The sequence below is a fragment of the Bradyrhizobium niftali genome (genome assembly GCF_004571025.1).
Lineage (GTDB): Bacteria > Pseudomonadota > Alphaproteobacteria > Rhizobiales > Xanthobacteraceae > Bradyrhizobium > Bradyrhizobium niftali.
On the sequence record NZ_SPQT01000037.1, the window covers coordinates 39,000 to 61,777 of the forward strand.

Below are 22,778 nucleotides of genomic sequence, written 5' to 3' on the forward strand. Positions count from 1 at the left end.
CCTGCCTTTCGCTCTGACCGCATCGGCTGGTTGACGGAGGCGATGAATGACACTCGCTGCCGCCGAGCACTACCGACAGATTTTTGACCGGCGCTCCCCGGAGCAACTGCGCACCCTGTCGCACCTCAAACGCTTCATGGAGCGGTTAGTCGGTGACGCGGAGTTCCGCAGCGCACTTGCTGAGGCAATCGCCACCCCTCGAGCGGTAACAGAGCGGTACGGCATCAAAGTGGATCCAATGGAGGTGCTACCGCTCTGGCGCGGTGGCTACCAACAATACCGCTTCAAGCCGGAGTCTGCGCCGTGGCCGCTGGCTGTGATGTGGGATGAGTATCTCCGCGAGATGATGCGTCATCGAGACCTCTTGCGCGATGAAGGCGAGATGTCAACGATCAATCCTCGCTTTCATGCTTGGCGCGAGCGGCAAATCCGGCGCTGCAATGACCAATTGGGCGTGTCGGCGGCAGCGCTCACGCACCCCATAATCGCTTTCGAGCTAAGCGAAGGCTGCACCGTCGGCTGTTGGTTCTGCGGCCTCTCGGCCGATCGCTTCAAAGGCTATTACGACTATAGCAAAGAGCATGCAGCGCTTTGGCGGGGCGTGGTTGGTGTCGCGAGCGAAATGTTTGGTTCGGCAGTCCGCACGGGTTTCTGCTACTGGGCCACAGATCCTATGGATAACCCACACTACGACCGCTTTCTGTTCGACTACTATCAGATTACGGGCGCGTTACCGCAAACAACAACGGCAGCCCCGCTCAAGGATCGGGCACTCACCAGGCGCGTGCTCGGGCTCTTCAATCTATATCGCACGACGACGAATCGTTTCTCCGTGCTGAGCACGGCACATCTCAATCAGATTCACACGGCGTTTTCGCCTGAGGAGTTGCTAGGAGTCGAACTCATCCTGCAGGGCAACGAGGCGCTGACGGCAAAGGCCATGGCCGGGCGCGCACGCGAGCGGAAGGAGAAGCTCAAGGGCGCTAACAAGGACGGTGCAATCGCCTTTCTGGAACGCAATCACACGACAATCGCCTGTGTTTCCGGCTTCCTCGTAAATATGCGGCAGGGGCGTTTACAACTGGTGACGCCGGTGCCGGGTAGCGAGCGATGGCCTCTCGGGTACCGCATCCTGGGCGAACGCTTCTTCAGCACGCCTGACGGATTCCGGGGCGGGCTGCAGAGCATGGTCGAACGGCATATGCTCGAGGGCCCAGCCCATGATCTGCCAATCCGCTTCCGCAGGGACCTGCAATACAAGGCAGGGAGCCGGTACTTTCATCTTCGCTCACGCAACATGGAACACCGCGTGCTCGACGACATCGCCCCGATTTCCGTTGGCCGTTTGATCGCGGACGGCAACTGCACAATGTCGGAGCTGGTTATTCAGGTCGCAGCTGACGGAAAAACCCTCCTTGGGGTCGCCGACTTGCTCGATCAGTTGTACATGGCCGGCCTGATCGAAGAAGACCTCGACGATCGCTTCATCTGGCAGACCGGTGACTGGACGACGAGTCGCGTCCAAGGAGTCAAACACGCGGGCTCCCGCACGGGTGCAGATTGTGCCGATTCGCATTGAGGTACTACTTAGCCTCAAGCAACGGCAGCACCCCACCATCCAACAGTGCTGAGCGCGATGACAAGCCGCTCCGCATCCACGGTCCGTGGCTTCGTGGCGTGCACAACCGACGTGGCCACAGAAGCCCAGCGGACTTCCGCGCTTGCGTTGCGTGCATCAGCGGCGCACGACTGGACGCACGCTGTTAAGTCAAGAATGGCTTGCCCCGCCCAGTCGTCAATCAAATGGTTCTGCCAGACGACAGTGCCGCTGGTTCCGGAGAGGTCGTGGCGCGCCACTGCAACTTGCACTGGCGGTGACCCCCGGTAGCGAACGACGACGCACCTGAAACTTTGATAGGTCCATGTGAATGATGACTTCAATCCGTTCACCGATGATGAAAAACAACGCGTCGCACTCGAGCGTGGCGCCGCTCAATATCAAGAGCGGAGCCGCGTGTAGGCAATTGTTCACCGCTCGGCTCCAGCACTCTCCTTGTTCATGCCGTCCAGTCGCCGGGGGGGGAACGAACGTGAGGCGGAAATCGTGGCTCGAAGCGGGCTGCGCAGTGGCGGAATCAGCCGACTTTATGTTCACGGCTCCAGTCAGGAATTGCGCAGGAGTTCACTTTGCCGTCCGTCGCATGAGACTATGGCAGGGCGAACGCACCTGTGCGCACATCATGAATAACGTGGTATGATTATGAGTATCGATGTGCCAATCGTCCTAGTCAACATGCCTGTGTCGGCAGTCGAAAGGCCGTCGCTGGCGCTTGGTCTGCTGAAATCAGCGCTGACCCAGGCTGGACTGCAATCCACCATAGTTTATGCCAACATCTGGTTTTTAGAATACATAGGCATCGCCGACTATGGACCTCTTGAGAATTGCCCGCCAGAGGAGGCACTGGTTGATTGGTTGTTCGCGGGCATTGCTTTTCCTGGCTTCGAACGCGAACAAAACGCCTTCCTCGACCTTTATTTCGAGCGCAACCCGATACGCGCAGGCAAAGGTATGGCCGAGCGTCGCGCGAATTTCCTCAAGCTGCGTTCGCTTATCGGCGGGTTTATCGACTGGACGGCTGACAAGATACTGGAGAAGCGGCCGGCTATGGTCGGATGCAGCTCGACCTTCACCCAGCATGTCCCATCGCTCGCGTTGCTGCGCCGGCTGAGCGAGCGCTCACCTGATCTTGTCACTCTTATGGGTGGAGCAAACTGCGAGTCGGTAATGGGGTTGAGCACTCACGCGCGTTTCCCATGGGTCGACTATGTCGTGTCGGGCGAGGCCGACGCACTAATCGGCCCTCTGTGTTGGGACATCCTCAATCGCGGCAGAGATATTCCGCCTGCTGACCTGCCATTTGGCGTTTTCGGTCCGACGCATCGCGAGGCCGGCTATCCCGCGGCGTCGACGCGCGACTTAGTGCCCCGCGCAGTGATCGAGAACATGCGTGACCTGCCGCTGCCAGATTTCTCGGACTATTTTGCGGAGGTCGAGGCATCACTCTACGCCGATCGCATCCATGCCGGGCTGCCGATGGAGTTCTCTCGTGGCTGCTGGTGGGGCGAGCGTAGTCATTGCATGTTTTGCGGGTTGAACGGCGGATCGATGACCTACCGCCAGAAGCCCGCGGGCCAGGCCGCAGCGGAGATGATTGAGATGTCGGCGCGCTACGGCTCGTCGCGCATCGAAGCTGTGGACAATATTATGGCCATTGACTACCTTGAAAAGGCGCTGCCTCACCTCACCGCGCTACCCGAGAAGCTCGCGATCTTCTTTGAGGTCAAAGCCAACCTGAAGCGCCAGGAAGTGGAGAAGCTGGCTGCTGCCGGCGTCCGCTGGATTCAACCGGGCATTGAGAGCCTGGATACTCGTGTTTTGAAGCTGATGCGCAAAGGAACGACCTCAGCGCACAATGTTCTGCTCTTGAAGTGGTGCCGTCAGTACGGCGTGCGGGTCAGTTGGAGTTTATTGTGGGGCTTTCCCGGTGAGAGTGATGCATGGTATGCGGAAATGGCCTCTTGGTTGCCGTTGCTGCATCATCTGCAGCCGGGACCTGCGGTACGCTTGCGATACCAGCGCTACAGCCCTTATCATCACACAGCCGAGAAACATGGACTGAAGCTGGTCCCCACTGCCCCCTATCGCTACGTCTATCCGCTGTCGGAGCGCGATCTCTCGGATCAGGTATACTACTTCGAAGACAGCGAAGACAACGATGTCGGCGGCCATTTCACAGTTCGCGACGCTCACCGCCGTCCGGGACTAAATGCCGCCGCCAAGGGCATCGATGCCTGGCTGAAAGCCTGGTGCGCGCCGACTTTGTCTATGCTGTCGATGCAGGACTACGGCGACGAAATCATAGTCGAGGACACGCGAGCCATAGCAGTCGAGCGCGAACACCGCGTCAGAGGCCTCGAGCGAGAAATTCTTATGGCCGCGGACGAAGGCTCGCCTGAAACCCGCCTGCGCGAACGGCTAGGCGTGGCGAAGGTAATGCAGAGCGAGATTGAGGCGGCGATAGCTGACATGATCGCCCGCAAACTGATCGTACGGCTTGACGCGCGGTTGGTTGGGCTCGCGTTATGGCATCCATATACGCCAATCCTTCCCCCGACTGCGTTTCCTGGTGGCTATCTCGAACGACGCTCCACCCCAGCAGCCCCCCCGCGCAAATAAGGAACACAGCGGTGTGCACTTCGCAAGGTCGCACCTGTCGCCGGGATCTTTCTCGGCGCTCGCGCCAGTCTTGTCGCATTGTTCGCCCGCGTCGTTGAGCACAATCAACGGCGCCGAGCCCCAAGCTCCAACATATTATGGTTTGAGATATTTGGCCGAAGCGGCGGCGATAATCGCGCCAACCTAGTGGAGCCGATGAAGTTTATGCGGCGTACGGTGGGGTGGGCAATGATCGCCCAACGACGGGGATAGCTCTTGAAATCTTTGTCTTCGTTTTCCCGTCGAAGCATCGCCGATAGCTCGTCGCGCCTACCCCTGCAATTCGAGTGCAGAGCGTCCACCGACGACGAGCGGCGAATAGTTGAGAATGGTCTGAAGCGATATGACGACCTGCCGCCAGCTCAAAGTTCCACGCGGCCGGCGAAATACGCTGCGCGCGGGTTGTTCGAGCCAATCGGATTTCACGTAGAGATGTTGGAGTTGGGTCGAGTAAAGCTCTCGGAGAGCGCAGGCTTGTTGACGCGCTTGATAGCCTCTTTGTTATTCGCAAATGTACTCGTTCGGGAGGACACATGGCCTTCGTGGACGGGTATATGGACCTCGACTGGGACGGCCGCGTGGATGAGATCGATCCGGCAGTGATGAAGGTGCTCCGCGTGCTCGATCGCAAGATACGCTTCACCAATGGCATTGCCTTCGGTCCCGACAACCGCCTCTACGCCAGCGCATCCTTCACCGTCGATATGACGTGCTTGGCGAGGCAGTGCCGAAGCGGGTCGTCTTCGGCAACGTGCTGCAGCCGGATTCCAACCCGGATGTCAAAGGGCCGGACGGGGGGGCCTTTGGCATGGACGGCCGGCTCTATTGCACGGTCTACAACCAGAAGAACGTCACCGTGCTGGATCGGCGGGGCGAAGTGGTCGATCGGCTGATCCTGAACGGGCCTTCAGCCGACGAACTGTGCCTTCACCCTCGGAGGCAAGAAGCTCCGGGTTACGGAGGTTGGCAAGGGCCAGGTCGAGCAGATCGATATGTCTTGCGACGGCCTGCCCCTGCACCTGCCGAAATTCGCTTGAACAGGAGGCACGGGTTTCTGCAAGGCTCCTGCCGAGCTCGTCAAAGGAAGCCGATCGACAGCCAGGGCACGGCGGCAACGATCAGCGTGCCGATCAACAGCGCGATCATATAGCCCACGATCGGCTTCATGCCCTCGTCCGGGTTGATGCGGCTGATCGCGCAGGCCGCGTAGTAGCCGACGCCGAACGGTGGCGCGAACAGGCCGATGCCCATGGCGAGAACGACCACCATCGCGTAGTGGACATCGTGCACCCCGACCTGTCGCGCGATCGGGAACAAGAGCGGGCCGAACAGGACGATGGCCGGGATCCCCTCCAGAACACTGCCCAGGATCACGAAGGTCACGATCGTCACCGCCAGGAAGACGGGGACTCCGCCGGGAAGGCTGGTCATGAACTTGGCAAGAGAGGCGGAAAATCCCGACTGGGTCAGCGCCCAGGCCATGCCCGTCGCTGCGCCGATGATGAGCAGGATCGCCCCCGACAGCGAGGCCGTCTCGACCAACATCGGATAGATGCGACGCCAGTCGAACTGCCGATAGATAAAGAGACCCGCACAGGCCGAGTACAGGATGCCGATGGTCGAGACCTCCGTGGCCGTCGCGACGCCTTCGACGACGGCGGTCCGGATCACGAATGGCAGTGCGATGGCCGGTATCGCGATCACAAAGGCGCGGCCGATCTCCCGTCCGGTCGCCCGTTTGACGTGAGACAGGTCCTCGCATCGGTATCGCCACCACACCACGGCCGCGAGCATGACCGCGAGGACCACGCCCGGAAGCAACCCTCCGGTGAATAGCGCCGAGATCGACACGCCCGTCACCGAGCCGATCGTGATCAGAACCAGTGACGGCGGGATGGTTTCGGTCTGTGCGCCCGTCGCAGCCAGGAGGGCAACGAGATCGCCAGGCTTGGCCCCCCGCTGCCGCATCTCGGGAAACAGCACCGGAGCCACAGCAGCCATGTCCGCAGCCTTGGACCCGGAGATGCCGGAGACCAGATACATCGCCCCGACCAGCACGTAGTGCAGTCCGCCGCGGACATGACCGAGAAGGCTCGCCAGGAAGCCGACCATGGCGCGCGCCATGCCCGCCATCTCGATCAGAAGGCCGAGAAAGACGAAGAGCGGCACGGCAAGCAGGATCAGGTGACTCATGCCCTCGTCCATTCGTCCGATCACCACCACGTCGGGCGTGCTGGTTGTCAGGGCTAGGTAACCGACCGTGGCGAGGCCAAATGCAAACGCGATCGGCACGGCCGCAAAGACCATCGCTCCGACCACGAAGATGAAAAAGATCAGAAGATTCAGATTGCCAAGCGGCTTCAACACGGGCGCCAGCAGAACGAACGTTCCGATGATGCCTGCGACGATCGCCAGAGAAGCCAGCAAGCTGCGCAGGCTCGCGATGCGGATGAGCCGGATCACGGCTGCGATCAGCATCAGCCCGAGTCCGATCGGCAGCGCCGCCGCGCGCCAGCTGTTGACGATCTCGAGCGCCGGCGTGGTGACGAATGCCTCGTCGGCGGCGAATTCATAGGCCGGCCAGATGACGAGCGCGAGGAATGCCAGCGATGCCGCAGCCGCCACGACATCCAGGAACGCGCGAACTTCCGTCCCGAGAATCCCGACGATCGCGGTCATCCGCATATGCTCGCCGCGCTGGAACGCAATCACGGATCCAAACATGGCGAGCCAGAGGAAGAGAATGCCGGCAAGTTCATCCGACCAGACGATCGGCGAACGGAACACATATCTGGCTACGATGCCTGCGGACAGAACCGCGATCTCGGCCAGCACGAGTAACGCCGCCGGGACTGCGACGACGTGACCGAGCACCGCATTCGCTTTCACTATCCAACTGCGCGAGCCTGCTTGAGACGCGCCGGCCGCCATACCGGCATCTGCATGCGGCATATGACTCACGCTGGTCATGATAGCTGACCCGCGGCTTTTTCGAGCTGCGACCACGCCTCCTCGCCAAACTTGCTCTTCCAGTCAGCGTAGAAGCTCGTCTTGGACAACGCCTGGCGGAAGGCGGCACGATCGACGTCGATGAACTTGAGGCCTTTGGCCGAGAGATCGCTTCGTAATGACTGACTGAGCTTCGCGATGTCGGCCCGTTGGTCAACGGCGGAGCGATCGAGCTCGCGCATCACGATCTCCTGCACGTCCTTCGGCAGGCGCTCGAAGGCGCGCTTGTTGCCCAGGATCCAGTAGCCATCCCAGACGTGCCCGGTCAGGCTGCACGTGCTCTGCACCTCATAAAGACGTGCGGTCGCGATGATCGGCAACGGATTCTCCTGGCCGTCGACCACCTTGGTCTGCAACGCGGAATAGACCTCGTTGAAGTTGATCGGCGTCGGCCCGGCGCCGAGCGCCTTGAACAGCGAGGTCAGCAGCGGCGCGGGTGGAACGCGGATCTGAAAATTCTTCAGATCATCCGGCGTTCGCACCTCGCGGCCCGACGAGGTCACCTGACGAAAGCCATTGTCCCAGGCCTTCGACACCGCCATGATCGGCGTCTTGGCAATCTGCGACCGGATATAGGAGCCGAGGTCGCCGTCCATCGCCTTCCAGACGCTGTCGTAGTTGGCGAATGCGAAGCCGGTGTTCACAATGCCTGCGCTAGGCACCAGGGTGGCAAGGATCGAGGACGATTGATTGAAGAACTCGACGCCGCCGCTGCGAACCTGGGTCAGAAGCTCGGTGTCGGAGCCGAGCTGGTTGGCCGGGAACAGCCTGATCTCGAGCCGGCCGCTGGTCGCTTCGCGGATACGGTCGATCGCCTCCTGCGCCCGGATATTCACCGGATGGGTCGGATCCTGTCCGGTCGCGAACTTGTAAACGAACTCGGCGGCAGACGTCGGACGGGTCAGAATGCCGCAGAGAGGGACGGCGGTGGCCGCCATCAACAGCGAGCGGCGGCTGATGCGTCCGGGCTTCGAGACAGTCATGTTGTCCTCCAGATTCCTGCTTTGAATTTGCTGCCCGCTTCATCGCCGGCATGCGGGTGTTCGGACTCTTCGCCTTCCGGCTCTCGACCGCCGGCATTTGGGCATGAGCCATCGCTCGCCGCCGCAACAAGCGGCGGGCGTAGCTCTTCGCAAGGGCTTGGCTTGGTTGGCGCTTAACGCCGGTAGACTAAAGCCACTGCTTGATCTGCCTTGCGACCTCTGCGGTTGAAATCCCGTAGCGGTAGTGCAGTGTCGGAAGGGCGCCGGCGTCAAGAAATTCGTCCGGCAATGCAATTTGGCGGAAAGGCGGATGGACGCCTGAACGCATCAGAAGTGCGGCAACCGCCTCGCCAAGACCACCAATCGTTGTGTGGTTTTCGGCAACAACGACAAGGCGACCCGACTTGCCGGCTTCACGCAAGATCGTGTCGGCATCGAGCGGCTTGATGGTTGGAACATGCAGCACCGCAATATCGATGCTGTCGTCCTTCAAGATTTGCGCGGCCTCGAGCGCACGCATGGTCATGATGCCGGACGAGATGACCAGGGCCTCCTTCCCGTCGCGGATCAGCTTGGCCTTGCCGAGCTCGAATTTGTAGTCATATTCGTCCAGCACGACCGGCACTTGGCCGCGCAGCAGGCGTGTGTAGACTGGCCCCTGATGCGCCGCAATGGCGGGCACCAGCTGCTCGATTTCGTGGGCATCGCAGGGATCGATGACCGTCATGTTCGGCATCGCGCGAAACAGCGCGAGATCCTCCGCGGCCTGATGGCTCGGGCCGTAGCCCGAGGTCAGGCCCGGCAATGCGCAGACGATCTTCACGTTGCGGTCTTCCTCCGCAATGGTCTGGTGAATGAAATCATAAGCCCGCCGAGACGCGAACACCGCGTAGGTTGTCGCGAATGGCATGAAGCCTTCGGCGGCGAGGCCGGAGGCGGCGCCGAACAGAAGCTGCTCGGCCATGCCCATCTGGTAATAGCGGTCCGGAAACTCCTTCGCGAAGATGTGCAGATCGGTGTATTTGCCGAGATCGGCCGTCATGCCGACCACATCAGGACGGCTGCGTGCGAGCTCGACGAGCGCGTGTCCAAAGGGCGCAGGTTTCGTCTTCTGTCCTTCCGCCGCGATCGAGGCGATCATGGCTGAGGTGGTCAGGCGCGGCTTGCCCGGCTGCGGTGCTGATCTGACGGTCTTCATGCCTGCCTCCCGGCTTCGAGCGCTTTAAGCGCAAGTTGCCATTCGTGCTGCTCGACGCGAATGAAATGGCTCTTCTCGCGCTGCTCCAGGAACGGAACACCCTTCCCCATCAGCGTGTCGGCGACGATCATCCGCGGCTTGGGCTCGGGATGGGACTTGGCCGCATCGAAGGCGGCAACCACGGCATCGAGATCGTTACCGTTGATACGCTGCACGAACCAGCCGAAGGCCTGAAGCTTGTCGACCAGCGGCTCGAATGCCATGACCTGCGTCGAAGGACCGTCCGCCTGCTGATTGTTGACGTCGACGATGCCGATCAGATTGTCGAGCTTATAGTGGCCTGCCGACTGGATCGCCTCCCAGACCGAGCCTTCGTCAAGCTCGCCATCGGAAAATAAGGTGTACACCCGCGCCTCGGATTTCTTGCGCTTGAGGCCGAGGCCCATGCCGACGGCAATGCTGAGTCCAAGCCCAAGCGAACCTCCCGACATTTCCATGCCGGGCGTGTAGGAGGCCATGCCCGACATCGGCAGGCGGCTCTCGTCGCTACCATAGGTTTCGAGCTCTTCCTCGGGGACGATTCCCGCCTCGATCAGCGCGGCGTAGAGCGCGATGGCGTAGTGCCCGTTTGAGAGAAGGAAGCGGTCGCGTCCTTCCCAGGACGGATCCTCCGGCCGGTAGCGCATCGCGTGAAAATAGGCTACGGCAAGCACGTCGGAGATGTCCAGCGCCTGGGCGATATAGCCCTGCCCCTGAACTTCACCCATGCGCAGCGCATTGCGGCGAATGTTGTAGGCGCGGTCCGCCAGCCTGGGCGTGTTAATGAGTGCGTTGGTCGACGTTTCCATCGTTCGGACCCTGTCTCGCTGGCTCAGTGGATAAGCATGCCGCCGTTGACGTCGATCACGGCGCCTGTCACGTAGGCCGAGAGATCCGAGGCCAGGAAGGTGTAGATGCCGGCGACGTCTTCCGCCGTGCCGAGACGATTGAGCGGAATGCCTTCCAGTATCTTCACCCTCATCTCGTCGCTCAGCTTTCCTGCCGTGATGTCGGTGCCGATCAGGCCGGGCGTGACGCAGTTGACGCGAATGCCGTCCGGACCGAACTCACGGGCCATCGCCTTCGCCAGGCCAAGCACGCCGGCCTTCGCGGCCGAATAGTGCGGGCCGCCAAAAATTCCGCCGCCGCGCTGGGCCGAGACCGACGACATGCAAGCGATCGAGCCGGATTTCCGTGCGCGCATATGCGGGATCACGGCCTGGGAGAGGAACAGAATGCCCTTGAGATTGACGTCCTGGATGCGATCCCAATCGGCAGGCGAAATGTCCAGGAACTTCACGGGCTGGGTGATGCCCGCATTGTTGATCAGGACATCGATGCCGCCAAAGGATTCGATCACGCGGGCCACCGCCTGCTCGCACGACGATTTGTCGGCGACGTCGCATCCTAACCCGATGTGGGACCCTCCAAGCGATGCCGCGGCATCCGCCGCAGCGCCGGCGTCGATATCGAGAATGGCGACCCGGGCGCCCTCGGCCGCGAACCGCCGGGCGGTGGCAAGCCCGATCCCGCGCGGCGAGGCCGCGCCCGAAATGATGGCCATCTTGCCGGTGAGCAGCAGCATCAGTTCCTCCCGCGAATTTGTTCTTCCTTGGCAGGGCCAGGAATGACCCGCGGAGGGCCAACAGACAAGCGCACAGTTGTCATGGATCGATGAATCTGGTTCACTTATGGGATGCTGTCAAACGTCCCGATATCGGCAATTCGCGCCTTTGAAGCCGCCGCCCGCACCGGATCGTTTCGCGATGCGGCGAATGAGCTTCACCTGACGCCGAGTGCGGTTAGTCATGCCATCCGCAAACTCGAGGACACGCTCCGCACCGTTCTGTTCGAGCGAAGTGCGCGGTCCGTGCGGCTCACGCCAGCCGGCGAAAATCTGATGCGCCACACGGGAGCGGCATTCGACCAGCTCCGCCGTGGCCTTGAGGAAGTTGCCGCGCGCGGACCGCAATTGGTACGCGTTCATTCCGCGCCGAGCTTTGCCGCGCAATGGCTGGCACCACGGCTTGCACAGTTTCTGGCCGCTAATCCGAAGCTCGAGGTGCGGCTGGCTGCCAGCACGGACTATGCGCGTTTCAGCAACGATGATTTTGATATCGACATCGTCTACGGTCCGCCTCGGGCGGAAGGTGTCGAGGTCATTCCTCTGCCGGAAGAGACGGTCACCCCGCTCTGCTCCCCCGCGCTTGCAAAACCAATCAGGAAAGCTGCCGATCTCCTCGATCAAACGCTTATCCGTTCCGACGTGAAGCAGGTTCAGTGGCACCAGTGGTTCACGGCGAACGGATTGGAAGCACCTGCGCTCCACGGCATGAGGTTCGATCGCAGCTTTCTCGCAATCGCAACGGCTGCGGAGGGATTGGGAGTAGCGTTGGAATCAACGCTCCTGGCCGAACGCGAGCTGGCGAGCGGGCGACTAGTTGCACCGCTGGCAGGGCGCGCCAACGAAATCCGCTACGTCGGCCATCGCCTGATCTACCCGCGCGCCAGCCGACAGAGACCAGCGGTACGAGCCTTTGCAGATTGGCTCGTGGCGCAACTCGCTGGCGAGACCGCAGGTTCCTCGCACTAAGATCGAATTCAAGCCGAGCATCACCGCAACCAAGCAAGCGTGCGGCTGTTTTGCATCTCGAGCTCCGACGGTCGCGTCTTCAACGCATAGAAGTCGGCGCCAAAAGCAAACGGGCCTCCATACATGCTCGCAATCGTCCCATTCGCGCCCATTATCCGAGGGACTACCATCGGGAGTAGGTGATGGCAGAAGATCGTAGATTGGCGTGCAAAATCGTACGATTGGTAGCGGGCCCCACACCAACCAAACCTAGATACCTGATCCAATTTTACGCGCGAGGCCATCTGTCAGGTCTGCAACGCGCTGAACTCTACAGTCCTGGAGACGTACTTTGAAGGTTCGCGAACCTCGGTATCCGGGCAAAGCGGTTGAACTCGGGAAAGATCGAACGGTAGCGCATGTTCGTCGTCATCAAGCAGAGATCACGTCCATTGGCTACTCACCTTGTATCCGGAAAGCACCCGGTGCCTCGCGCCTCGACCGACTGTTGCCCTCCGAAGGCAAAGGTCACACGTTCGAATCGTGTCGCCGATCCAGCACGATGTCCAGATGGTGGTCCTTGCCCGCGCGTTCAGGCCGGCGAACGCTGCCCTCCCCCCGCAGAGTCGCTGCGGTACCGGCTGGCCGAGGTCTGGTAGTACCGCGCGCAGATGGCTACCATGGCCTCGATCAACGATCCCCACGTCGCCGGAAAGCGCTCTTCGGCCATCACCCGCTGCAGCATGCGCGTATAGCCGGCCAGCTCGTCGTTGAGGAACTCCACCACAGGCATACCTGGATAGCACTGCAGTAGCAGGATCGCCGCGTTGTCGGCCTCGCCGACCGACCTGTCCTTGTCGCGTCCGTGCAGATCGTTCTGCAGGCGCCCTATCGCGGAGATGAGCCGCAGGATCTGGCGAAACGCCGGACGCGCGCGCAAGGTCGCCATGTCCAGCCCCCACAGCAACGACAGGCAACAGAACACGTTCGCGTAGGCAATCGAATCGATGCCGTTCTGCAGGTACTCGGCGTAGGACCAGCGTTCCGACCCTGCCGCCTGCGCGTGTCCGGCGCGCAGCGCCGCGCAGTAACGCCGGGTATCGTCGAGAAGCTGAGCATAGTCGCGACGATCGTAGGCGAGCGCGGCCAGCGAAGCCCGCAGCACAGCGCAGCCCTCGAATCCGGGGAGCGCGCACGGCTCGCCGTGCCCCAGCGCCTGCTCCACCGCGGCGAGCTGCTCCGGCAAGATCAGGCCAAGGTCGTTACAATCGTCGAGCCAGAACAGCAGCGCCAATTCGCGATAGAACGCCAAGATCAGTGTTTCGTCCTGCGGATCGCGACCGGTGCGGACGCTTATGTCGCGCAGGCTCGGGCGGATACGCTGCAGAATGTACTGGCCGCCGTTCACCGCTTCTACGGCATGCTCGTCAGCGAACCCGGTCAGGGAACGCCCCCACTCCAGGACCTGATGCAGCGCGCGTTCTGGTTGGATCATGGCGCCGCTCCTGCACCCTCGGCTAGGACGCGCCGCCCCCAACGAAGCGCCAGCCACAACCCGGCGAGTTCGGCCACGCGCACGACCCGAGTGGGGCAATACAGTTCCTTGCCGATCCACAACGGCGTTTTCGGCAATGCATGCGCCGCATGGCGGGCGAGCATCCACTCCAGCGCACGCGCCACCACCTGCGCGATGCGCCGGCGCCCTGTGGTCTCTTCGCTCTCGTCCATCACACGTAACGCGAACAACGCATAGGCGGTTTCCTCGAATGTGGACGCGCGACCGGCGCCCCAGCCGCCGTCGCCGCGCTGCGCCTGCAGCAGCGCCGCCAGCGCGCGCTCGTCCCGCCACTGGGGCTTGCCTTGCGCCAGCGCAGCGACCGCATGCGCGGTGGGATACAGCCACGAAACGTGCCATTTTTCGTTGTCCCATAGACCGTGCGGGTTGCGATTGGCCTCGACGTAGGCGCTGGTGCCGGCGGCGGGCTTTCCAAACAGTCGCAACGCATGCAGGGCGTGGATGTTGGTCGACACCGAGGCATTGCGCTCGCCGGGGAAGGTGACGAATAGCTCGCCGATTTCAAAATGGCGCAACGCATTGACCGCCGCGTCGCGGCCTGCAAGGTGCAAGACGCATAACGCAACGGCCGTGTCGTCTGCATCAGCCGCGAAATGCGAGGCCGGGCCCAGACCGCGCACGCTCAGGCGGGCGTCGAGCTGCGCGACAATCACGCGGACCGGGTCGGCGAGCGCGGGATGCGCGAACAGCCCGGCCAGATGAAGGGTGTACAGCGACCAGCATGGCTCGAAGACATTGATCGGCCACACGTTGGGAACGACGCCTTCAATGCCGCTGCGCGTCGCCCGCGATGCCATCTGGAGATACGCATCGGCGCGCCCGACCTGCGGCGTGCTTCCCCGCGTCACGGCGTACGCACGCCACGCGGCGGTGGCCGCCGGACTGATGCCGATGCTGCCCTCGTCATCCGGGTATGCGGTCGTCGGCGACGTCCCCCAGGCTTCCCAGGAGTGCAGCAACGGATGACCGCTCGGCAACATCGCCAACGCCCGCAGCTTGTCCAGGCACGCTTGTCGCAACGGCAACAGCGCTGGATGGCGCGGAAACGCCGCGTCACCCAGCAAGGATGCGGCCTCACCGCAAAACTGCGGCAGGATCAACTCCGCGCCGATCGGCGCGTCTTCCGGCACCGCATGCGCGTAGGGATCGGGTTGGACCTGGAGGAACCGGATTGCAGCCCGGACAGCGTCTGCAGCACCGGGAAGAGGATCGGCACGCTGCAATGCCAGTAACGCTGCCCAGGTGGGCGCATGCCGGAACAGCGGGAAGTCCGCGCTTCCCCATCCGCCGTCGGCCTGTTGCTGCGCGATGAGCCACGCGTATGCGTCCTGCCGACCGGCGACGTTGCCGTGGAAGCGCAGCGCCCGCGCCGTGTCGTAGACGGACGGACCGACGCTGCCGCCATCGCTCATTTCGCTCAGCAGGCCGCGCAATTCGGAAAGGATCTGTTCGGACAGCACGTTCACGCGGATGTTCCTTATGCAGACGGTCGAAGAGAACCGGGATCGGGCAGACGCAGCCCATGTCGCCGCATGTTCGTCGCATAGGCAGCGCCGGACGGCCGCCCTGCTCCGGCGCGGCGAGGCCCCGATGCTGGCGCCGGTCCGCCGCGTAGGCTTGCGCGCGGGCGCCGCGTGCGCCGGGGCGGGCAACCGCTGCGATCGGCACCGCGACTCGGACAAAGTGCAGCATGTATCTCTCGCCGGTCGATCGCAGCGGCACGGGGCGTCTCCATCCGGACGGGCGCGCTCATGCGCATGGCGCGTGCTTGAAGAGATACGCGTTGGCCCGCTCTAGGAGTTGCGCCAACCGTTCCGCACGCGGCCCCAGCGGCGCGATGGCCTCCCCGGCATCGCGCAACAGATCCAGCGCGAACTGGCGTGCTGCCTGCAGTCCCATGATCGACGCGCAGGTCGGCTTCTGCGCCGCCGCGTCCTTGCCGGGGGTCTTGCCCAGCGTCGCGGCATCCGCTGTCACGTCGAGAATGTCATCGATCACCTGCAACGCCAGGCCGAAACAGGCGCTGTAGTGATCGAGCGCACAGTACAGCGCAGCGTGCGCGGCATTCTCCGCGAGAGCGCATAAGACGCCCATGCGAACGGACGCGCGCACTAGCGCTCCGCTCTTCATCCGGTGCATCGCCACGATCCTGTCCAGCTCGACGTGCTTTCCCACCAGAGACAGATCCATGGCCTGCCCGCCGGCGGCACCCTCGGCTGACACCGCCCGCGCCAGTTCGCGCACGAGCGCGATACGGTTGTCGCCCGGCGCATCCAGGCTCGCCAGGGTCAGGAAGGCGTGCGCTTGCAGCGCATCGCCGACCAGGATCGCTGTAGCTTCGCCGAACTTGACGTGCACGGTCGGAAGGCCGCGGCGAAGCACATCGTCGTCCATCGCGGGCAGATCGTCGTGGACCAGGGTGCAGGCGTGCATCATCTCGATGGCGGCGCCAACGTCATCGAGCATGTGCGCCGGCGCGTCGGCCAGTGTGCCGGCAGCCAGACAGAGCAAGCCGCGGGTGCGCTTCCCGCCATGCAAGGTGGCGTAGCGCATCGCCGCCATCAGCTCGGTCTCACCGTCATGTTCGGCGCAGAGAAGACGCGCCAGCACCTGTTCGACCCGGTTTGCGCCCTCATGCATCCAGATCTCGGGCAGCAGCCCGCCGGATGCGCCCCGCGCCTGCGCGCCCAATCCGCCGAGCGCGGAATCACCAGTTCTGTCATCCTCTGGCGTAGAACCGGTCTGCATGTTGTTCATGTCCTTGTCCCTGACAGGCGAGCCGCCGCGGTGTTGTCTGCGTCGCACCGTGCGCGCGCCGAGTGCAGCAATCCCGCGCCTCGCCGGCGCCGCTGCCTCGCCACAGCGGCATGTGATGCCAGCTCATGAGAATCCGATGCGGATAGTCATGGACGGATGTGCGGTCGGGTAATAGCGCCGGCCTTTTTCGACGCCGTTCAGCAACCGCGGCCGCGTCCCGCCCTCGTGCATGGTCAGCGCCAAGGCGATGCAGAACTGCACCAGTTCCAGACATGCCAGGTGGTAGCCGATGCAGACGTGTGGGCCGGTACCGAACTGCAGCATGTCCACCGGCCGGATCGGCTCGGTGCGTTCCAGCCACCGCGCCAGGCGAAACTGATGAGGCGCCTCGTGCAGCAGCGCCGAGGTCGAGAAATGCAGCAGCGGGATGCACAGATCGGTGCCCGCGGGAATGCGCCGTTGGCCGAGTCGCAATTCACGCACTGCGCGACGCACCAGGAGCGGCGTCGGCGGATGCATGCGCAGCGTCTCGCGGAACAGCGCCTCGGCGACCGGACACTGCGCCAAGTCCGCGTGCCGCGTCGGCACCGCGCCCACGCGTTGCGCCTCCTCGACCAGAGCGTCCCACAGCCCAGGCTGCCGCGCCAGCTCGATCACCATCCAGGCCATCGTTGAGGCGGTGGTGTCGTGACCACCAAGCAGCAGCAAGCGGATATTGGCGACCAGAACCTCATCGGCGAGCGCATCGTCGCTACGATCGAAGGCGCTCACCATGTCGTTGATCAGCCCGGGGCGCGGGGCATGTTCGCGCGCGTCGCGAACGAACTCGCGCAACCGCGTATCGATCCAGTCGCGGGCGGCGCGACCGCGCCGCAGGGGCAGTCCAGGCAGGTCGACCGGGGGCGCGACGATCAACTGCAGCAGTTGCCGGTACTTGCGACGCCATTCCGGCAGGTCCTGCGCGGGGATTCCCATGAGGCTGAAGATGAGCTTGAGCATCAGATCGCCGGTTTCGCGCAGGATGGTTACGTCGCCGCAGTCGCGCCACCTCTGCACCCGCGCCCGGATGACGGGCGCGAACAGCTCGCCGACGCCAGCCTGGGTCAGCCCCGTGGGCAGGAACGCCGCCTGGATCGCACCGCGCGCCTGCCGGTGCGCGCCGCCGTCCTGGGCGACCAACGTTCCGCCAAACAATTCGGGCGCGATATCTTCGATCAGCGTCGAGGACACGTCCTTGTGCCGGAGCAGTGCGATCGCATCCGGATCCAGACAGGTCACCATGTGTCCGGCAGGGCCGAAGTCCAGCCAGAAGTGGCTGCCCAACGTCCGTTCCGCGCGCCGCAGCAGGCGCGGCAGGTCGCAGACGATGGCGGGAAGATGCCCGACCAAGGGGAAAGCGCCGGGCACGACCGGGATTTCGTGCCGCAGCCGATCTCGACGGTTCAGCGGGTTGAGCAGCATGGCCATCAGCAGCGCGGCGACGCAGCCGCTTCGGCGGTGCCGGCGGAAGGCCGCGCGGCGCGGCTGTTCCCACCGTCGGCGTACGTCGGCACATGCGCCAGCATGCCGCCGTCGATGCACACTACTTGGCCGGTGATGAACGCAGCATCGTCGGAGAGCAGGAACGCCACCAGCGCGGCCACGTCCTCTGGGCGGCCGACACGCGGTAGGAGCTGGTGCCGGCGCAGATGCCGTTGCATGCACTCGTCCAGCTTGGCCAGGAGACGCTCGGTCATGATGAGACCCGGCGCAACCGCGTTGCAGCGGATCTGCGCATGACCGTACTGGGTGGCGAGCGAAGCCGATAGCATGTTCATCGCCGCCTTCGATGCGGCGTAGGACGTGAGCGCGCTGTCACCGCTGAGCCCCTGGCACGACGACATGTTGACGATCGCGCCACCGCCGCGGGCGATCATCCCTGGAATGGCCTGCCGGCAGCAGAGCAATGTGCCGCGCAGATTGGTTGCCATGGTCTCATCCCAGACCGCCAAGTCCAGGTCAAGGATCGCGCGGTCGCGCGGAGTCAGATGCATGGCGCCCGCGTTGTTCACCAGGAGGTCGACTGCACTGAAATGCCGCTCCGCCGTATCGAACAGCGCAGCCACAGCCTGCGCCTCGGCGATGTCGATGGCCAGAGCCAGCGCGTGGCCCGCCTCGGCCGCGATTTGCGCGGTACACGCCGCGGCCGCCGAGCCATCGATGTCGGCGACCACCACTCTGCCGCCCTCGCGCGCGATGGCGAGGGCGCATGCCTTGCCGATCCCGGCGCCGGCGCCGGTCACCACGGCCACCTTGCCTTCAAACCGTCCCATGGTGTCCTCCTGGATTGCGTTGGTCTCTCGCGGCATGCCGCTCCGCCTCCGCCGGAGAAGGCGCACTGTCGGCGCTGGCGCGCTCGTCACCCCCAGCTTCGCTTCTGATGACCCGAATGGCGGCGACCGGGCACTGGCTGGCTGCGAGCCGCACGGCGGCGTGCAGCGCCTGCGGGACTGTCGCCCCGCACACTTCGGCCACGCCGTCCGGTTCGCGCTGACGAAAAGTACCCGGTAGCGTCAGCACGCACTGTCCGCTGGTTCCGCACAGATCCTGGTCGACCACGACGCGCATCTCAGCCCCCTGCGCACGCAGCCGCACCGGCAGCGCGCGGAACGTCCTAAGGAACGCGGAGGGCTCCCGGGTCGGCAGCTCGGCCAACGCCAGCGTGGGGAAGCGCGCCTGAATCCGTGCCAAACTTTCGGCCAACTGCACCCGAGCCAGTTGCGCACCGAGGCAGAAGTGGATGCCGTGGCCGAAGCTCAGCATGATCTTCCCGTCGGTCGACATGCCGGGACTGGTGCCGTAGAACCGCGCGGGATCGAAGCGGTCGGGATCGGCGAAGGCGTCAGGGTCGCGATTGCCAGACGCGATCAGCACGCGCACGTCCGCGTTCTTCGGGATCACCACGCCGCCTAATTCGATGTCGCGCTGGGCGATACGTGGAATGGAGCTGAACATGGCGGGCGCGTCACAGCGCAGGACTTCTTCGACGAATGCCTTCACCCCCATGGCGTCTCCCTGCAGCCAGTGACGCTGTTCGGGATAGGCCAGCATCGCCAGGACCGCATGGTCGATGGTCGCAGCAGTGGTGGCGAAGCCACCCAGCAGCATGCCCCACAACATGCTGATCAACTCCGCATCTGATAGCGTGTCGGCATCATCGTCGTGTGCGCCGACCAGCATCGACACGATGTCGTGGCAGGGATCGGTGCGCTTGCGCTGTATGAGACCGCCGAAGTAGGCCTTCACTCTGGCACTGGCCGCGTCCGCCGCGGCGAGCCGGGGACCGCTGGCGTGCGGACTCAGGCCTTCCAGAATGGCGCCGATGCCGGCGGCGAGCCCGAACATGTCCTCGTGGGGCAGGCCAAACAGTTCGGCGAAGACCAGTATGGGCAAGGCCAGCGCAAATTCCCGATGCAGGTCCACGGCCTCGCCGCGCTCCAGCGCGGGCGCCATGCCGTCCAGCCGCGCTTCGACGATGCGCGCGATGCTCGGCCGCAGGTTGTCGATCTCGCGCATGGTGAAATCGCGCGAGATCAGCCGGCGCAGACGCGTATGCGTCGGTGGGTCCTTCATCGCTAGCGTGGAGGCCAGCAGATTGAGCGACAGGCTGGACGCCGCATGCGGGAAATAGCGCGCCAGTTCGCCCGGCGCGGGTCCCCGAAACGCATCGCCCGTGGCCTTGAGGGCCCAGTAGATGTCGGCGTGGCGGCTCAACAGATAGAGGCCCGACGCCGCGCGATGCACCGGGTCGCGCTCGCGCAACCAACGCATGAACGGATACGGGTCGTGGATCCACGCCGGCGATGCCAGTTCGGCGAAGGCGTCCGGGCATGCTGCCGTGGTTTCTTGCACGTCCATCTTCGTTACCTGTTGGCCGGCTGATCTGAGCGGTGCAGGCAGGTGCGCCGGCAAGCCGCGGACAGATCGCGGCCCCCAGCGGCGTCCGCATATCACCAGAAAACCGGGAACTCCTCGAACCCGCCAGTGATGATCTCCTTGCGCAACTTCAATTGTTCGGGCGCGACGGCCAGGCGCAGCGCGGGAAAGCGCTGGAAGATCGAACCGAACACCGCCTTGAGTTCCAGCCTGGCCAGCTCCCCGCCGATACAGGAGTGCGGCCCGTAGGAGAACGCCAGGTGCGGCTTTTCCTGGCGTCCGATGTCGAAGATTTCCGGCGCGTCGAAATGGCGCGGATCGAACGACGTTGCCGGCAGGCCGACCAGCACCTTGCTCTCGGCGGGAATATGCACGCCCGCGATGGTCACGTCGGTTTTCGGATAGCGCATGATGCCGTCCCAGCCCGCGCCCGGCGGGTACATGCGCAGGATTTCCTCCACGGCCTTGTCCACCAGGGATGGATCGCCGATCAGGCGTTCGCGCTGTTGCGGATGGCGGAACATGGCCAGCAGGCCGCATTCGATCTGCGCGACGGTGCTCTCGTGTCCCGCCACCAGCATGCCTGCCGCCAGGCCGATCGCTTCTTCCTCGGTCGCCTTGCCCTGGTCGACCGCCGCGAGCAGATCCGTCAGCAGGTTGTCGCCCGGATTCTGGCGCTTGTCCCGCATCTTGTCGCGAATGTAGGCGCGCAGTTCTTCCCAGGCCAAGCGCGACGCCCTGCGCGGGCCGCTTTCATGCTGGTGCGTCATCACCTCGTCGGACAGCCGAGCGAAAAAGGCGTGATCCTCGTAGAGCAGGCCCATCAGGGCGCTGATGACCATGGCCGGAAGCGGAAACGAGAGGTGGCGCCGCAAGTCGGCGGGCTGGCGCTGGGCCGCCAGGTTCTCGAACAACTGCGCAGCGATCGCCTCGACATGCGGCGTCAGCAGCTTCACCCGGCGGCTGCTGAAGGCCGGCGCGACGAGCGTACGTAACCGGACATGGTCGCCCCCCTCGTGCGACACGAGCCACCCCGGCGAACCGAGAATCACCGAATCCGGGGTGAACGCCGTCGGCGGCATTCCCGCCGGCCGGAACGCGGCGTCGGACAGCGCCGCCTTGGCCTCGTCGTAGCCTGTCACCCACCAGCCTTCGTGCCCGGACGGGAAACGCACGCGGTGTATCGGACCGTTGGCGCGTAGCGCCAACATCTCGGGCGAGGGCTCGATGTGATCGACGCGCCACATCGGCAGCATCGGCAGGGGTTGTTCGGACACGGTAGCACTTCACTCTCTAAGCGATGGAGGGGCGCAAGGTGCCCACAGGCGCTGCGGTCACCGACTTTCCGTGCGCTTGCGTTCGCTTCTGTTGGTCGATGATGCGGCGGGGAAGGCGACCGATTCCTAGAGCGTCAAGTTGGCTTTAGCCAGCTACCGAATCTTGTAGTAGTCCCTAAGCTAAGCGCTTGGTGCCACAAAACATATGCGGAAACTCTGTCGCCACGCGCTACCACACGGAAACCTATTTCAGATGGGTATCCGCCTATGTTGGTTGGCCTCATGCGCGTCTCAGAACACGGACCTGCAGCGCGATGCGCTGCTCGGCTCGCCATCGTGACCTCGCTCGAAGGACAATTGGGTGGCGTTCCACTCGCTGACCGAGAACCTGCACACGGCGACGCCCTCGGGCGAATTCCTGTTCCGGGTGCGCGCGCTCGCGCAGAGCGCGCTTTAATCTAGGACCATGTTGCAAGCCACTTGCGCACGTTCGCGTTGGCACCATCGCCAAACTCAAGAACCGCGTTCTCGTCGATGAAATACGCGGTTGCGGAATCCGGCGCGGCGCAACCTCGCCCGCCTCGGATTCGTCATCGAACCCAAGGCCGGCTAGCTCTGCCAGCGCCCGCTTCAGACTCCACGGAGATAGGGGCACCCTCGCTACGGCGTATTCGATCGCGGCCTCAACCTGATCGCGCGTCAGCGGTGGAAAATCCTCGACAATCTCCTCGGCCGATTGCCCACGGGCGAGGGCGTCCACCATAGACGGGAACTCTCTTGCTTTGATGATGGGTTGGTTGCGATCACCTCCGACTTGTACCCATCGACGCATTCAGACGATGAAGACCGCTTTTGAGGTCAGCGTCGATCTTGCCAAGATCAAGGACTAATTCGCCAAAACGCGACTCGGTGCGAGTCGAAGCACAGCTGCCGGATCGCTTCATACAGGCGAGCCGGGGTAAGATCTCTGAAGGTCCATGAATGCCTGGCTCAGCCCGCAGGAAAATAGCAACGGAACACCAACCCAACGGCAGCTCGACGGACTGAAGCGGCTGAGGGGAATTGCCCGCGTTCCAAATAAATCCGAAGCCGTCACGTCAAAAGAGGAAGCGGAGAAGCTCTACGGGAGCGACTAAAACTGGCAGTTTTCTCGCATGTTGACTTGCGTCTATCTCG

General features: G+C 63.5%; 17 protein-coding genes and 2 pseudogenes. 5 read left to right on the forward strand and 14 right to left on the reverse strand.

The features are described 5' to 3' along the window. The first annotated feature begins 46 nt into the window (after nucleotides 1-46). Both E4K65_RS40630 and E4K65_RS40635 read left to right on the forward strand, forming a co-directional pair. On the forward strand, nucleotides 47-1,579 hold the full coding sequence (locus tag E4K65_RS40630; protein WP_135178873.1) for a radical SAM family RiPP maturation amino acid epimerase: 1,533 nt from the start codon (nucleotides 47-49) through the stop codon (nucleotides 1,577-1,579). Between the two features lie 675 nt (nucleotides 1,580-2,254). Further along, complete coding sequence (locus E4K65_RS40635) at nucleotides 2,255-4,237, forward strand: RiPP maturation radical SAM C-methyltransferase (protein WP_135178874.1); 1,983 nt, start codon at nucleotides 2,255-2,257, stop codon at nucleotides 4,235-4,237. Nucleotides 4,238-4,546: 309 nt separating this feature from the next. Here E4K65_RS40635 and E4K65_RS40640 read toward each other — a convergent pair. After that, a pseudogene (locus E4K65_RS40640) lies at nucleotides 4,547-4,717 on the reverse strand (AbiEi antitoxin N-terminal domain-containing protein); the annotation flags it as partial. Nucleotides 4,718-4,809: 92 nt separating this feature from the next. Here E4K65_RS40640 and E4K65_RS40645 point away from each other — a divergent pair. Further along, nucleotides 4,810-5,169, forward strand: coding sequence for a hypothetical protein (locus E4K65_RS40645; RefSeq protein WP_235885944.1), 360 nt, complete (start codon nucleotides 4,810-4,812; stop codon nucleotides 5,167-5,169). 184 nt (nucleotides 5,170-5,353) lie between these two features. Here E4K65_RS40645 and E4K65_RS40650 read toward each other — a convergent pair whose 3' ends face one another. The 5 genes from E4K65_RS40650 to E4K65_RS40670 all read right to left on the reverse strand — a co-directional run bounded on the left by E4K65_RS40650 (nucleotide 5,354) and on the right by E4K65_RS40670 (nucleotide 11,087). Continuing rightward, entirely contained in the window at nucleotides 5,354-7,207 is a 1,854-nt protein-coding gene (locus tag E4K65_RS40650; protein ID WP_235885945.1) for a TRAP transporter large permease, read from the reverse strand. A 35-nt stretch (nucleotides 7,208-7,242) separates the two neighbouring features. After that, nucleotides 7,243-8,268 (reverse strand): TRAP transporter substrate-binding protein, encoded by a 1,026-nt coding sequence (locus E4K65_RS40655; RefSeq protein ID WP_135178877.1) that lies wholly within the window; start codon nucleotides 8,266-8,268, stop codon nucleotides 7,243-7,245. Between the two features lie 187 nt (nucleotides 8,269-8,455). Then, entirely contained in the window at nucleotides 8,456-9,466 is a 1,011-nt protein-coding gene (locus E4K65_RS40660; RefSeq protein WP_135178878.1) for a transketolase family protein, read from the reverse strand. Next, nucleotides 9,463-10,314 (reverse strand): transketolase, encoded by an 852-nt coding sequence (locus tag E4K65_RS40665; RefSeq protein WP_135178879.1) that lies wholly within the window; start codon nucleotides 10,312-10,314, stop codon nucleotides 9,463-9,465. The genes E4K65_RS40660 and E4K65_RS40665 overlap by 4 nt, the downstream gene beginning before the upstream one ends. 23 nt (nucleotides 10,315-10,337) lie before the next feature. Next, nucleotides 10,338-11,087, reverse strand: coding sequence for an SDR family NAD(P)-dependent oxidoreductase (locus E4K65_RS40670; RefSeq protein ID WP_135178913.1), 750 nt, complete (start codon nucleotides 11,085-11,087; stop codon nucleotides 10,338-10,340). A 114-nt stretch (nucleotides 11,088-11,201) separates the two neighbouring features. On the opposite strand from E4K65_RS40670, the gene E4K65_RS40675 reads away from it, so the two are divergent. Next, entirely contained in the window at nucleotides 11,202-12,098 is an 897-nt protein-coding gene (locus tag E4K65_RS40675; RefSeq protein ID WP_135178880.1) for a LysR substrate-binding domain-containing protein, read from the forward strand. Between the two features lie 571 nt (nucleotides 12,099-12,669). Here E4K65_RS40675 and E4K65_RS40680 read toward each other — a convergent pair. From E4K65_RS40680 to E4K65_RS49880, 8 genes and pseudogenes are all read right to left on the reverse strand, one after another. Next, entirely contained in the window at nucleotides 12,670-13,572 is a 903-nt protein-coding gene (locus E4K65_RS40680; RefSeq protein ID WP_135178881.1) for a terpene synthase family protein, read from the reverse strand. Then, entirely contained in the window at nucleotides 13,569-15,119 is a 1,551-nt protein-coding gene (locus tag E4K65_RS40685; RefSeq protein WP_135178882.1) for a hypothetical protein, read from the reverse strand. The genes E4K65_RS40680 and E4K65_RS40685 overlap by 4 nt, the downstream gene beginning before the upstream one ends. Nucleotides 15,120-15,402: 283 nt before the next feature. After that, nucleotides 15,403-16,401, reverse strand: coding sequence for a polyprenyl synthetase family protein (locus tag E4K65_RS40690; RefSeq protein WP_167771559.1), 999 nt, complete (start codon nucleotides 16,399-16,401; stop codon nucleotides 15,403-15,405). A 132-nt stretch (nucleotides 16,402-16,533) separates the two neighbouring features. Next, on the reverse strand, nucleotides 16,534-17,877 hold the full coding sequence (locus E4K65_RS40695) for a cytochrome P450 (protein ID WP_135178884.1): 1,344 nt from the start codon (nucleotides 17,875-17,877) through the stop codon (nucleotides 16,534-16,536). Next, nucleotides 17,877-18,722, reverse strand: coding sequence for an SDR family oxidoreductase (locus E4K65_RS40700; RefSeq protein ID WP_135178885.1), 846 nt, complete (start codon nucleotides 18,720-18,722; stop codon nucleotides 17,877-17,879). The genes E4K65_RS40695 and E4K65_RS40700 overlap by 1 nt, the downstream gene beginning before the upstream one ends. Then, complete coding sequence (locus E4K65_RS49875) at nucleotides 18,709-20,307, reverse strand: cytochrome P450 (protein WP_135178886.1); 1,599 nt, start codon at nucleotides 20,305-20,307, stop codon at nucleotides 18,709-18,711. Before E4K65_RS49875 ends, E4K65_RS40700 begins: the two co-directional genes overlap by 14 nt. 92 nt (nucleotides 20,308-20,399) lie before the next feature. After that, entirely contained in the window at nucleotides 20,400-21,602 is a 1,203-nt protein-coding gene (locus tag E4K65_RS40710; protein ID WP_135178887.1) for a cytochrome P450, read from the reverse strand. Nucleotides 21,603-22,311: 709 nt separating this feature from the next. Continuing rightward, nucleotides 22,312-22,434, reverse strand: a pseudogene (locus E4K65_RS49880) (DUF433 domain-containing protein); the annotation flags it as partial. A 145-nt stretch (nucleotides 22,435-22,579) separates the two neighbouring features. Here E4K65_RS49880 and E4K65_RS47900 point away from each other — a divergent pair. Continuing rightward, nucleotides 22,580-22,738, forward strand: a complete 159-nt coding sequence (locus tag E4K65_RS47900; RefSeq protein WP_167771553.1) for a hypothetical protein — start codon at nucleotides 22,580-22,582, stop codon at nucleotides 22,736-22,738. The last annotated feature ends 40 nt before the right edge of the window (nucleotides 22,739-22,778 follow it).

Coding starts and splice junctions, on each gene's coding strand:
- E4K65_RS40630 (WP_135178873.1), top strand. CDS start 47: ATGACACTCGCTGCCGCCGAGCACTACCGACAGATTTTTGACCGGCGC.
- E4K65_RS40635 (WP_135178874.1), top strand. CDS start 2,255: ATGATTATGAGTATCGATGTGCCAATCGTCCTAGTCAACATGCCTGTG.
- E4K65_RS40645 (WP_235885944.1), top strand. CDS start 4,810: ATGGCCTTCGTGGACGGGTATATGGACCTCGACTGGGACGGCCGCGTG.
- E4K65_RS40650 (WP_235885945.1), bottom strand. CDS start 7,207: ATGGCGGCCGGCGCGTCTCAAGCAGGCTCGCGCAGTTGGATAGTGAAA.
- E4K65_RS40655 (WP_135178877.1), bottom strand. CDS start 8,268: ATGACTGTCTCGAAGCCCGGACGCATCAGCCGCCGCTCGCTGTTGATG.
- E4K65_RS40660 (WP_135178878.1), bottom strand. CDS start 9,466: ATGAAGACCGTCAGATCAGCACCGCAGCCGGGCAAGCCGCGCCTGACC.
- E4K65_RS40665 (WP_135178879.1), bottom strand. CDS start 10,314: ATGGAAACGTCGACCAACGCACTCATTAACACGCCCAGGCTGGCGGAC.
- E4K65_RS40675 (WP_135178880.1), top strand. CDS start 11,202: ATGCTGTCAAACGTCCCGATATCGGCAATTCGCGCCTTTGAAGCCGCC.
- E4K65_RS40680 (WP_135178881.1), bottom strand. CDS start 13,572: ATGATCCAACCAGAACGCGCGCTGCATCAGGTCCTGGAGTGGGGGCGT.
- E4K65_RS40690 (WP_167771559.1), bottom strand. CDS start 16,401: ATGCAGACCGGTTCTACGCCAGAGGATGACAGAACTGGTGATTCCGCG.
- E4K65_RS40695 (WP_135178884.1), bottom strand. CDS start 17,877: ATGGCCATGCTGCTCAACCCGCTGAACCGTCGAGATCGGCTGCGGCAC.
- E4K65_RS40700 (WP_135178885.1), bottom strand. CDS start 18,722: ATGGGACGGTTTGAAGGCAAGGTGGCCGTGGTGACCGGCGCCGGCGCC.
- E4K65_RS49875 (WP_135178886.1), bottom strand. CDS start 20,307: ATGGACGTGCAAGAAACCACGGCAGCATGCCCGGACGCCTTCGCCGAA.
- E4K65_RS47900 (WP_167771553.1), top strand. CDS start 22,580: ATGAATGCCTGGCTCAGCCCGCAGGAAAATAGCAACGGAACACCAACC.